Here is an 11,737-nt window from a genome sequence, read left to right as displayed (position 1 = left end):
CTCCCGCTTCTACACCGAGGAGGACGTGGCCGCCGGCCTGCCGATGGCGGCGTTGGCCAAGGCCTTGCGCGAAGGGCGTTTCGAAAACGAAGGATGGCGCCGGCGCAAGGATGGCAGCCGCTTCTGGGCCCATGTGGTCATCGACCCGATCCGCGACCAGCTCGGCGAGTTGATCGGCTTTGCCAAGGTCACACGCCACATCACCGAACGCATGCTCGCCGCGAAAGCGCTCGAAAAGGCCAAGGAGGCGCTGTTCCAGTCGCAAAAGCTGGAGGCGATCGGCAAGCTGACGGGCGGCGTCGCGCACGACTTCAACAACCTGCTCAGCGTGATATCGAACGGCCTGAGCGTGCTGCGCTACCGGCTCGCCGACCAGGACGAAGGGCGCGTGCTCGAGTCGATGGAACGGGCCGTGGCGCGCGGCGCCTTGCTGACCCAGCAGTTGCTGACCTTCGCCCGGCAGCAGCCGCTGAAGCAGGAGAATCACAAGCTAAACGACGTCATCGGCGCTTTCGAGGCCGTGCTGCGCCGCGCCGTGCGCGCTTGCGTCGCATTCGACATGCGGCTGGCCGAGGGCTTGCCGATGGTGCTGGTCGACGCCGCGCAGGTGGAGGCGGCCATCTTGAACCTGATCGTCAACGCAGGCGACGCGACCCCCGACGACGGGCGCATAACATTGCGCACCACGCTGGCCGAACTGTCCGCCGGGCAGGTCGGAACGCTGCCGGCCGGCACCTATGTCGCGCTGAGCATCGACGACACGGGGGAGGGGATGGGCAGCGAGGTGCTGGCGCGGGCGGTCGAGCCGTTCTTCAACACCAAGCCGGTCGGCAAGGGGACCGGCCTTGGCCTGAGCCAGGTGTACGGCCTGGTGCAGCAGTCTGGCGGCGACCTTGCGATCACCTCGCGCCCCGGCGCGGGCACGACGGTCTCGCTGTATTTCCCCGCGCTCGCCGCGGACGCCGAGGGAACGGCCGTGGAGGCGGCGCGCGAGAAGGCGCTCGTGGTCGACGACCAGGAGGATGTGCTTGGCATGGCGGTGGAATTGTTCCGCACGCTCGGTTATGAGGTGCTGGCGGCCAACAATGGCGCCGAGGCGCTGGAAATCCTGCGGCGCACGCCGAAGATCGACATCCTGTTTTCGGATGTGATGATGCCGGGCATGAGCGGGATCGAACTGGGGCATGCCGCAAGGCAGCTGTTCCCGGATTTGAAGATCATCCTGGCGTCGGGCTATGCCGCGCCGGCGCTCGAGGAGCGCCATGGGCGGATCGACGATTTCCAGTTGATCACCAAGCCGTATTCGATCGCCCAGATCCTGCGCCAGTTGCGCTGACCAGGTTTCGGCCCCTAAGGACGGCCCCCTCAGCGCGCAGGCCGGCTATCGCTTCGCGTCCGAAACGGTCACCCCAGCAGATAGTCATTCACTTTTTGTCAGCGCTGCCTTTGTCCTTCACGGGGCGCAGTGTCCGCACGAGATGCTATAAACTACCTCAAACATCATTTTCGTGAGGTGTGCCATGGCTCAAATGACAATAGAAGTGGACGATAGGCTAATGGCAGCCGTGACTACACTGTCTGAGGAGGATGGCCGTGCGCCTTTGGAAATAGTACGTGCGGCAATCACGCAGTATGTTCGCGAGCAAGGCGTGCTTCGCTCACCCCATAGTGTGAAAGTAGGGAGCGCGGGCAAAAGCGTTTCAGTAACAGCCGAGCCGCATCCATCAGTGTCCCTGGTCGAACGTAAACGACTTAGTGCCAGTACCTCAGGTATCTGGAAGGATCGCAACATCGACGGCATCCAGTATCAAGTGAAGCAACGCTTAGAATGGTGAGCGTCCTGTTCGACACGAATATCCTTATCGATCACTTCGCTGGGATTAAGGAAGCGACGGTGGAATTGGAGCGATATGCGGATGCGGCAATCACTACCGTGACTTGGCTGGAGGTTTTGTCCGGGGCGGAACCGGACGAGTTGCGAGAAATGCGCGATTTTATGTCGCAGTACACTGTGTACGAGCTTGATGACGTCATCGCGGATGAAGCGGCGGCGATGCGTCGGGCTGCCCGCGGCGATGGGGCGAAAGTACTAAAATCGCCGGACGCAATTGTTGCCGCCACCGCAAGATATACAGGCCGGAAGCTGATAACGCGGAATACAAAGGACTTTAGTCACTCTTATGTTCACGTTCCGTACACGCTAAGCAGGGACGACGAAACTGGCGAGATCGTTGTTAACATTTTGCCGCCGATGAGTTTGCCATGACAATCGTATCAACACTATCGAAACGCTTCGATGCCGACACGAGGGAAACCTCCTCGAACTGTGGCACAGTGATTGCAGGACCATGCGCAAGCAGGGGCGGGATGGACAGCTCGAACACAGGGAAAAAATGCTCCCAACGAAAAACCTAGCCGCGCAAATCGGCGACCGCCTCACGTCCGAATTTGTCGCTTAGCAGATAGTCCACCAGCCGCAGCGCCCCTTCTGCGGGCGCGCTCAAAGCCCCTTCGCGCTTGAGCCGGTCGAATTTTTCGCGGTCGGGAAATTGCTCGAGCGAGCAGGCGCGCAGGTTGGCCTGCATGTCGGTGTCGATCACGCCGGGCGCGAGGCTGCAGATGCGCAGGCCGTGGGTTCGGTCGAGCGCCACGCTGCGCGCGTGGTGGTCCAACGCCGCCTTGCCCGCGCAGTAGCCGCCCCAGCCAGCATACGCGCCTCTGCCGGCGCCGCTGGAAACATGCACGATGCGCCGGTCGGCGGCCGCGCCGCTGGCCCCGACGAACGCGCTCGAGAGCATGAGCGGCGCCGCCACATTGAGGCTGATCGCGGCGCCGATTTGCGCGATGTCGAGTCGTCCGAGCGGCCCGACCGGCTTCACCATCCCCGCATTGTTAATCAACAGTACGGTCTCGGCGCCTTCAAGGAAATGCGCCAGCGCCGGCCCCGCCAGCCACCGCGCAAGCTCGGCGGAATCGGTCAGGTCGAGTTCGACTTGCGCAAGCGTCGCCGGAAAGCGCGCGCCGAGTTCGGTGTTGTGGCGGCGGGCCAGCCCGAGCACCGCGATTCCGCGCCCCAGCAATTCTTCCGCGATCGCGGCGCCAAGCCCGCGCGTATGGCCTGTCAGAACAGCTTTCACGATGTCTCCTGTGCGATGGCGGCGCGCGTTCGCGCCAAAGATTGCGTCCGATGCCGGTTCAGCGCGATTTTAAAAAACGCACGTCGACATTGGACACCTCGGGCGTGAATTTGGCCCGGTTCGGCTTCTTGGGTTTCTTCGGCTTTTTGACGACCTGGCCGCTGGTGTCGGTCACCGGCACCCGGTGTTCGGGTTCAAAGCCGGCCTCCTCGACGCGCTCGAGCGTCTGGCGCGTGAGGATTTCGATCGCGGCCAGCAGCGGCACCTCGTCGGCGCACACCAGGGACACCGCCTGGCCCGAGGCGCCCGCGCGGCCGGTGCGGCCGGTGCGGTGGATGTAGTCCTCGGCCACGATCGGCAAGTCGAAATTGACCACCTGCGGCAGGTCGTCGATGTCGAGCCCGCGCGCGGCGACGTCGGTGGCCACCAAAATCTTGACCTCGCCGGCCTTGAAGCGGTCGAGCGCGCGCTGGCGCGCCGGCTGCGGCTTGTCGCCGTGGATCGAATCGGCGCTGATGCCCTGCGCGAGCAGGATCTCGACCAGCACGTCGACGCCCTTGCGCGTCTTGACGAACACCAGCACCTGGCCCCAGCGCTTTTTCTTGAGCAGATGGAGGAACAGCTCGGGCTTGCGCTTTTTGTCGACCGGCACCACCCACTGGCGGATGGTCTTGACGGTCGTGTTGCGCGGGCTGACCTCGATGCTCAGCGGATTGCGCAGCATGTTGGCCGCCAGTGCGCGGATGGCGTCGGAGAAGGTTGCCGAGAACAGCAGGGTCTGGCGTTTTTTCGGCAGCGCCGCGAACACGGCGTCGAGCTCGCGCGAAAAGCCCAGGTCGAGCATGCGGTCGGCCTCGTCGAGCACCAGCGTTTGCAACTGGTCGAACTTGACCGCGTTCTGGCGGTACAGGTCGAGCAGGCGCCCCGGGGTGGCCACGAGCACGTCGAGGCCCTTGCGCAGCTTCATCATCTGCGGGTTGATGCTGACCCCGCCGTAGGCGACGCAGGTGCGCAGCGGCAGTCCGGCGCCATAGGCGCGGAAGCTTTCGTGCACCTGCTCGGCCAGCTCGCGGGTGGGCACGAGCACCAGCACGCGCACGCAGTTGCCGGCCACCTGCGGCCCCTCCATGGTCAGCCGTTGCAGCAGCGGCAGGGCGAAGCCGGCCGTTTTGCCGGTGCCGGTCTGGGCCGCGGCCATCAGGTCGCGCCCCGCGAGCACGGCCGGGATGGCCTGGGCCTGCACCGGCGTCGGCGTGGTGTAGCCAAGCTCGGCGAGCGTGCGCTGGAGTGGGTCGATCAGACCGAGGGCGGAAAACGACATGGGGGAGCCTTGCTGCGAAAGAGGAATAGGCGACAGTTTACCCTGTCCGGCGCCCGGCCGGACGAAGCGATCGCCGATTCGGCCCGGCCCGGGCTCAGCGCGCGGCCAGCGCGGCGACGGCGGAGGCTTGCCCGACGGTCGGTTTGGTGGGCTCGTGCTTGTCTTCACAGGCGGCCAAGGCGAACAGGCAGCAGGCGAGGGCGGTGCGGCGGATGGCGGATAGGATCATGGCTGGCTCCGGCGGTTGCGTAAAGTGGACGGTTGGGCCATGGTGGCGGCGCGGCGGCGCCGGTGGCGCGCGCCATCGGCAAAATGCGCTTGGACGCACAGTACCCGGTCCTGAATGTTCAAACTCCGCGTACGGGCGGGCGCCGTATGGGTCCCCGCATTCGCGAGGATGACGTTGGTTATATATTCGATCAAGACAGAGTTCGCGATGTCTGCCACGCAAACATCTTTCTCAAAAATTCGATGTCCATAGAATTATTGCTGACGGCAGTGCGTATTCGCGAGGGTGACGTTGGAAACTTTTCGATCAAGATCCCGTTCGCGATTTCTGTCATGTTTCGATTTCTGCCACGTATACATCTTCCTCGCATTGACATGACGTCAACAAATCTATTCCAGAAAGCCCCGGCTGAACTAGGGCGTATAGCCGTAGCGCGCGTAGATCCGGGCCACGCCGCCGTTCTTGCGCAGCCGAACCAGCGCCGCGTTCATGGCGCGCACGCGCTTCTCGGGCAGCGCGCGGTGGCAGGCCAGGTACATGCTGCCTTGCTCCATGGTGAGCACCGGCACCACCCCGTCGATTTTTTGATGGTTTAGCAGGTATTGGCCCGACAGCTTGCCCGTGGCCCAATAGTCGATGCGCCCGACCAGCAGTTTGCGCGGGTTGAGGTCGTCGCGCGGCGCCACGTCGACCTTGAAGCCCTCGTTGCGCAGATAGGCCACGCCGCCGTCGCCGAGGTAGCTGCCGATGCGCGCGCCCTTGATCTGCTTGAGTGAGCGCAGGCGTGTGCCGGCCGCGCCTTTGGTGAACAGGGTGAAGTCGTTGATCGCGATCGGGCCGATCCAGCTAAAGAGCTTCTCGCGGTTCTCCAGGCGCGACATCGAGAACACGCAATGGCCGGGGCTCGCGCGCGCCTTCTCCATCGCGCGCGCCCAGGGCATCAGGTCGAGCGAGTAGGGTTCGCCGGCGTCGCGCATCAGTGCGCGCACGATGTCGGTCGACAGGCCGGCGACCCGGCCGTCCTTGCCGCGCATATTGAACGGCGGGTAGTCCTCGGTCATGAGGACGAGCGGCGCCGCGCCGGCGCCGGCGGCCATCAGCGCGCCGACCAGCACGGCGCAGCCCGTGAAAAAGGGCCGCATCATCGGTCCCCGTACTTTGAATGCATCGTCCTGCCCTGTTTCCCGACATCTAACAGGCGACATTGTAACGCGCCCGGACCGGCCGCGGCGGCCCGGCGGCGGGGCCGGAATGGCCGCATCGGCCGTTTTTCCCGGGTTTTTCGTGGTTTTATCCCGATTTGCCCCCCTTTCGTCGGCCCTTGTGCAACTCCATCGGATACCATCGCGGATGCGCGGTGCGGCTTGCTAAAGTTCAAGCATACCCACCCTACCGGAGACCTTTCATGACCAGCTTCTTTTTCCTCTTTCGCCTTGCGCTCGCCTGGGGGATCGCGTTTTTCTTCTTCACCCTCGCGGTCGTCGAGACCCTGCGCACTTGGTTCGAACCCGAGGGCGGGCCCTTCGTGCTGATCGGGCTGGTCACCGCCGGCGTGGTCGTCAGCGGCGCCTTCTCGCACCTGCGCCGGGTGCGCCTGATCGCCGGCGAGGTCAACCGCAGCACCCTGTCGAACCGCCAGCGGCGCCAGATCGAGGTGCCGTTCGAGGCGGGCGAGGCGTTCGACATGGTCGATGCCGCCATCCGCGAACTACCCGGCGCGCAGCAGATCGAAAGCGCGCGCGACAGCCTGCAGGTGCGCGCCAAGCTCAAGCGGGTCGACCCGTACATCAACAGCGGCGCCGCGCTGCCCGCGCTGGCGAGCTACTTCGCGACCCGCCGCAACCAGATCCTGGTGACCGTCACGCCCAACGGCGAGGCCGGCAGCGTGACGCTGATCTGCGAGCCCGAGCGCGCCGCCTGGAGCGACTGGTTCCTGGTCGACGATGGCACCAACCTCGAGAACGCCGAGGCGATCACACGCGCATTGACGCGCCGGGTGGCCGAGCGGCGCCGTTGCGAGAAAGCCTCGGCCCGGCAAACCGTGACCGAGAAGGAGCTCACCGTCGCCAAGCTGAGCCTGCTGCACGCCCAGGTCGAGCCGCACTTCCTGTACAACACGCTCGCCAGCGCGCAGTTGCTCACGCGCTGCGACCCGGCCCGCGCCGACGAGATGCTGGGCAACCTGATCATGTACCTGCGCCACTCGCTGCCGCGCACCGACGACGCCCTCTCGAGCGTGGGCGAGGAGCTCGAACGGGCCCGCGCCTACCTCGACATCCTGCGCATCCGCATGGGCGCGCGCCTGAACCTGCAGATCGAGGTGCCCGACAACCTCAAGGCCGTGCCGTTCCCCACCATGATGCTGCAAACCCTGGTCGAAAACGCGATCAAGCACGGGCTCGAGCCCAAGTCGGGCGGCGGCACCATCTGGATCCTGGCGCGCGCGAGCGACGGTTCGGTGGCGCTGACCGTGGCCGACGACGGGCGCGGCTTCAGCGCCGAGGGCGGCGGCACCGGCATCGGCCTGCACAATGTGCGCGAACGGCTGCGCCTGGCCTACGGTCCGTCGGCCTCGTTCGCCATCGTCGCCAACTTCCCGAGCGGGGTGGCGGCGACCATCACCGTGCCCTACGCGGGGCCGCCGGCGCAGGGCGACACCAGCGCGCCGTCGTTCGTGCAGATGGTGGGGGCCCAGCATGACTAGCTGCGTGATCGCCGAAGACGAGGCCCTGCTGCGCGAGGCGCTGGTCGCCCTGCTGGGCCAGGCCTGGCCCGAGCTCGAGATCGTGGCCGCCTGCGACGACGGCGCCGCCGCGCTCGAGGCGATCGCCGGGCGCCAGCCCGACCTGGCCTTCCTCGACATCCGGATGCCGGGCCTGACCGGGCTCGAGGTGGCCGCGGCGCTGGCCGGCGTCAGCCCCCAGACCCAGGTGGTGTTCGTGACCGCCTACGACCAGTACGCGATCGACGCCTTCGACCGCGGCGCGCTCGACTACCTGCTCAAGCCGGTCACGCGCGACCGGCTCGACGCCTGCATCGGGCGCATCCGCAGCCGCAGCGCGCGCAGCGCCGCCGACGCGGCGGCGATCGAGGCGCTGCAGCAGCAGCTCGGCAGCCGGGTGCCGGCCGTCGGCGCCGCGCCGCCCCTGGTGTGGCTCACCGCCAGCGCCGGCAGCGAGACGCGCCTGATCATGGTCGACGATGTCGCCTATTTCCAGTCCGACAGCAAGTACACGGTGGTCATGACGGCCGAGGGCGAGGCGCTGCTGCGCAAGCCGATCCGCGAGCTGCTCGACGTGCTCGACCACAACATCTTCAAGCAGATCCACCGCTCGACCATCGTCAACCTCAAGGCGGTCGCCTCGATCGCGCGCGACGACGCGGGCAGGGGCGTGATCCGGCTCAAGACGCGCCCCGAGACGCTGACCGTGAGCCAACCGTTCATGTCGCTGTTCCGCAATATGTAAAGATGGGTAACACCTGCAACAAGTGTGCGGCAACGAACAGACCTGTGTGTTTCCTCTGCTAAACTCGGTCCCATGGTCAAGCGAGGTGCGCACGCGCTCGCATTGGTCTTAACGCCTCCGGGCCGCCAGAGAATAACCAGAAAGGCACATCATGAAAAAAATCATATTCGCCGCCGCCGTGTTCGCGGCAGCAATCGCCCCAGTGGCCGCGCAGAACATTTTGAGCATCCCGCTGGGTAACACCGGGTTTTACGGACGCATCGATCTGGGCGGCTACAACCAGCAACCGGTGGTGTACAACCAGCAGCCGATCATCGTCGAGCGCACCCGTTACGTGCAGTCGCAGCCGCAGCAGGTTTACCTGCGCGTGCCGCCGGGCCACCGCAAGAAATGGTCGAAGCATTGCAGCAAGTACAACGCATGCGGCCAGCAAGTGTACTTCGTGCAAGACAACTGGTACAACAACAGCTATGCGCCGCAGTACCGCGAGCGCAACGGCAAAGGCAAGGGCCATGGCAACGACCATGACCGCGGCGATGACCGTGGCCACGACCGCGGCCACGACAAGCACGACAAGCACGACAAGCACGACAAGCACGACAAGCAAGGCAAGGGCCATGGCAACGGCAAGCATTAATGGCATCACCCTGTCGCCCCCGGCGCTTCTTCGCGGCTTGGGGTAGACTTTAGAAAGGCCCGGCGCTGCCGGGCTTTTTTCATTTGCACGCCCAAGGCAACGGAATCGGAACCAATCGGGAAAATTTTTTGCAGACGGAAAAAGCGGGAGAAGCGGGAATTGTCATCGTCGGCGGCGGGGCCGGCGGCCTCGAACTGGCCTGCAAGCTCGGCCGCAAACTAGGGCCGGGGCGGGTCGCGCTGGTCGACAGCCGGCCGTTCCATGTCTGGAAGCCGTCGCTGCACGAGGTCGCGGCCGGCACGCTCGACATCCACCAGGAGGGCATGTCCTACCAGATGCTGGCCCACGACAGCGGCTTCACCTTCGTGTATGGCGCGCTCACGGGGCTCGACGCGGCGCGCAAGCGGATCGACATCGCCGCCGTCACCACCGATGCCGGCGAGCAGGTGCTGCCGCCGCGCGCGCTCGCGTTCGACTCGCTGGTGATCTCGGTCGGCAGCACGGCCAACTATTTCGGCGTGCCCGGCGCGGCCGAGCACACCATCGCGCTCAATACGACCGAAGACGCCGAACGCTTCCGCATGGGCCTGCTCACGCTGCTCACGCTGGCCGAACAAAAGAAGACCATCGGCGACAACGCCGGCCTCGACATCGTCATCATCGGCGGCGGCGCCACCGGGGTCGAGCTGGCGGCCGAACTGCGCGAGGCCAGCGGCGTGTACACGGCGTACGGCTTCAACCAACTGCGGGCGGCGCGCGATGTGCGCATCACCCTGCTCGAAGGATCGCCGCGCATTTTGGCGCCGCTGCCCGAACGGGTCTCGGCGGCGGCCCTCGCGCTGCTGCGCGAACGCGCGATCAGGGTCGTCACCGCCTGCCGCGTGAGCGCCATCGCGCCCGACCACGTCACCGATACGAACGGCAATGTCTATCCGTCCCACCTGTGCGTGTGGGCGGCCGGCATCCGCGCGCCGCAGATGCTGTCGGGCCTGGGTTTGCCGGTCAACAAGGGCGGGCAGATCGAAGTCGACAGTTTTCTGCGCGCTAAGGTGCGGGAGGGGCGGGAGGGGCAGGAGGGGCGGGAGGGGCAGGCCGACATCTACGCGCTGGGCGACTGCGCCGCGTGCGTGGACGCCGACGGCGTCGCCGCGCCGCCGCGGGCGCAGGCGGCGCACCAGCAGGCCGATTTCTTGGCCGACATTTTCCTGCGCAGGGCGCGCGGCAAGGCGCCGTCGGACAAGCCATTCCGTTACCGCGATTATGGTTCGCTGGTGTCGTTCGGACACAGCGGGACGGTGGGCAGCCTGATGGGTTCGCTCAAGGGCCTGAGCTGGTTCGTCGAGGGCGCGCTGGCGCGCCTCATGTACGGGAGCCTGCACCTGCTGCACCACAGGGCGGTGCTCGGCACCCTGCGCACGGCCTTGCTCGCGCTGGCGCGCTTCCTGATCAAGCGCAACACGGCGCTCGTGAAGCTGCATTGACCCCTGGCTGACCTCAGGCGGGCGCCGCGGCGCGCGGCAAAATCATGCTCAGCGCGGTGCCGCCCGTCGGGCCCGGCCCCAGCGTCAGCACGCCGCCAAGATAGAGCGCGCGCTCGCGCAACATGCGCAGCCCGTGGTGCGGCGCGGGGCCGTTCCCGGCCGAGCCCGGCCCGACCCCGTTGTCGCGCACGGTCAGCATGATATCGTCGCCGTTGTCGTCCAAAATCACATCGAGTTCGGTCGCACGCGCGTGCGCGGCCACGTTGCGCAAGCCCTCCTCGAGGCAGCGCAGCAGGGCCACGCTGACCAGCCGGGGATAATCGGCGTCCTCGTCGGGCAAACTGGTGCGCGCGACGACCCCGTGCGCGCCCGCGAACTCGCCGACCAGTTCGCTCACGGCGGCCTTGATCCCCAAAAACTCGAGTTTGTCGTTCCACAGGGCCAACTGCATCTCGCGGTTGGTGTTGATGATGTTGAGCAGCAGCAGCTTCATCTGGGCCGCGCGGTCCTGCAGGGCGGGGTCGGCCGGCAGATGCTTCGTCAGCAGGGCCAGGTGCATCGTCAGTGCCGTCATCGAGGACCCCAGGTTGTCGTGCAACTGGCGCGCCAACAGGCGCCGCTCCTCGTCCCAGCAACTGGTGGCGTGGCCGAGCAGCTCGTTGAGGCCGGCGCTGCGCTCGGCGACCAAACGTTCCAGTTCCTCGTCTACTTGCGGTGGTCGCGGTGCGGTCATGTCTGCTCGATAAAGTTTCTTTGATAATACAACAGCTTGACCCGCGCCGTCCCGGGCGCTGTGGCGCGTGCGCTCCAACGTGAAGTGCCGAACATACGGGCCCGCGATTGGTGGTCAATCTGGCAGCCTGTCGGACTTAAAGGTCCGACAGGCTGCCAGGCCTTTGCCAAAGCGGCCATCCCGCACATCCCATCTGTCGCCAAATCCCCCTCAAGGAGTTCCCATGAAAGCCAAGTCAAACGACGCCATCGCCTTGCTCACGAGCGACCACCGCGAAGTCGCCGATCTGTTCAAACAGTACGAGGCGCTGGGCGAGCGCGCCAAGTCAAGCAAGAAACGCATCGCCGACGAAGTCTGCACGGCGTTGACCATGCATACGACGGTCGAAGAGGAGATTTTTTATCCATCCCTGCGCGAAGCCGGTGTCAAGGGCGCCGACGAATTGCTCGACGAGGCCATCGTCGAGCACGCGAGCGCCAAGGAGCTCATCGCGCAACTGCAGGAGATGGACCCCGAGGACGAGTTGTACGACGCCAAGGTCAAGGTGCTCGCCGAGCAAATCGAGCACCACGTCAAGGAGGAGGAGAAAGAAATGTTCCCGATGGTGCGCAAAGCCAAGCTCGACCTCGAAGCGCTGGGCCAGGAAATAACCCAGCGCAAGGAGGAACTGGCCGCCGCCGGGGTGTAAGGCGCGCCGGACGCAAAATCGTCGGCCGCAAAAAGCGCTCTGAC

General features: G+C 65.7%; 13 protein-coding genes. 8 read left to right on the top strand and 5 right to left on the bottom strand.

The features are described from left to right. The 3 genes from C7C56_RS20790 to C7C56_RS20785 all read left to right on the top strand — a co-directional run. Positions 1-1,336: ATP-binding protein (locus C7C56_RS20790; protein WP_106759272.1), on the top strand; the 1,336-nt coding region annotated here is incomplete at its 5' end. Positions 1,337-1,556: 220 nt separating this feature from the next. Further along, a complete protein-coding gene (locus C7C56_RS28365; RefSeq protein WP_146204577.1) occupies positions 1,557-1,835 on the top strand; it encodes a hypothetical protein in 279 nt (92 codons plus the stop codon). Then, complete coding sequence (locus C7C56_RS20785; protein ID WP_106759268.1) at positions 1,829-2,266, top strand: PIN domain-containing protein; 438 nt, start codon at positions 1,829-1,831, stop codon at positions 2,264-2,266. The genes C7C56_RS28365 and C7C56_RS20785 overlap by 7 nt, the downstream gene beginning before the upstream one ends. A 145-nt stretch (positions 2,267-2,411) precedes the next feature. On the opposite strand, the gene C7C56_RS20780 is transcribed toward C7C56_RS20785, so the two are convergent. From C7C56_RS20780 to C7C56_RS20770, 4 genes are all read right to left on the bottom strand, one after another. After that, positions 2,412-3,137 carry an SDR family oxidoreductase gene (locus tag C7C56_RS20780; RefSeq protein ID WP_307719070.1) on the bottom strand — a complete coding sequence of 242 codons (726 nt, stop codon included), beginning with the start codon at positions 3,135-3,137 and terminating at the stop codon, positions 2,412-2,414. A 58-nt stretch (positions 3,138-3,195) separates the two neighbouring features. Next, positions 3,196-4,458: an RNA helicase RhlE1 gene (rhlE1, locus tag C7C56_RS20775; RefSeq protein WP_106759266.1), complete on the bottom strand. Its 1,263-nt coding sequence runs from the start codon at positions 4,456-4,458 to the stop codon at positions 3,196-3,198. A gap of 94 nt (positions 4,459-4,552) precedes the next feature. Then, on the bottom strand, positions 4,553-4,687 hold the full coding sequence (locus tag C7C56_RS30355) for a hypothetical protein (protein WP_267874724.1): 135 nt from the start codon (positions 4,685-4,687) through the stop codon (positions 4,553-4,555). A 413-nt stretch (positions 4,688-5,100) separates the two neighbouring features. Then, positions 5,101-5,832, bottom strand: a complete 732-nt coding sequence (locus tag C7C56_RS20770; protein ID WP_181373276.1) for a substrate-binding periplasmic protein — start codon at positions 5,830-5,832, stop codon at positions 5,101-5,103. A 260-nt stretch (positions 5,833-6,092) separates the two neighbouring features. On the opposite strand from C7C56_RS20770, the gene C7C56_RS20765 reads away from it, so the two are divergent. The 4 genes from C7C56_RS20765 to C7C56_RS20750 all read left to right on the top strand — a co-directional run bounded on the left by C7C56_RS20765 (position 6,093) and on the right by C7C56_RS20750 (position 10,272). Continuing rightward, positions 6,093-7,391 (top strand): sensor histidine kinase, encoded by a 1,299-nt coding sequence (locus C7C56_RS20765; protein WP_106759264.1) that lies wholly within the window; start codon positions 6,093-6,095, stop codon positions 7,389-7,391. Next, positions 7,384-8,154 (top strand): LytR/AlgR family response regulator transcription factor, encoded by a 771-nt coding sequence (locus tag C7C56_RS20760; RefSeq protein WP_106759263.1) that lies wholly within the window; start codon positions 7,384-7,386, stop codon positions 8,152-8,154. Before C7C56_RS20765 ends, C7C56_RS20760 begins: the two co-directional genes overlap by 8 nt. Before the next feature lie 151 nt (positions 8,155-8,305). Beyond that, complete coding sequence (locus C7C56_RS20755) at positions 8,306-8,791, top strand: hypothetical protein (RefSeq protein ID WP_106759262.1); 486 nt, start codon at positions 8,306-8,308, stop codon at positions 8,789-8,791. A gap of 128 nt (positions 8,792-8,919) precedes the next feature. After that, positions 8,920-10,272 (top strand): NAD(P)/FAD-dependent oxidoreductase, encoded by a 1,353-nt coding sequence (locus tag C7C56_RS20750; RefSeq protein ID WP_106759271.1) that lies wholly within the window; start codon positions 8,920-8,922, stop codon positions 10,270-10,272. A 13-nt stretch (positions 10,273-10,285) separates the two neighbouring features. Here C7C56_RS20750 and C7C56_RS20745 read toward each other — a convergent pair whose 3' ends face one another. Next, positions 10,286-11,005 (bottom strand): sensor histidine kinase, encoded by a 720-nt coding sequence (locus C7C56_RS20745; RefSeq protein WP_106759261.1) that lies wholly within the window; start codon positions 11,003-11,005, stop codon positions 10,286-10,288. Positions 11,006-11,228: 223 nt separating this feature from the next. On the opposite strand from C7C56_RS20745, the gene C7C56_RS20740 reads away from it, so the two are divergent. Continuing rightward, positions 11,229-11,693, top strand: a complete 465-nt coding sequence (locus C7C56_RS20740) for a hemerythrin domain-containing protein (RefSeq protein ID WP_106759260.1) — start codon at positions 11,229-11,231, stop codon at positions 11,691-11,693. Positions 11,694-11,737 lie beyond the last annotated feature (44 nt).

Source organism: Massilia glaciei, assembly GCF_003011895.2.
Lineage (GTDB): Bacteria > Pseudomonadota > Gammaproteobacteria > Burkholderiales > Burkholderiaceae_D > Telluria_A > Telluria_A glaciei.
The sequence above is the reverse complement of the archived record's forward strand: the minus strand, read 5'-3'. Positions and strand labels throughout refer to the sequence as shown.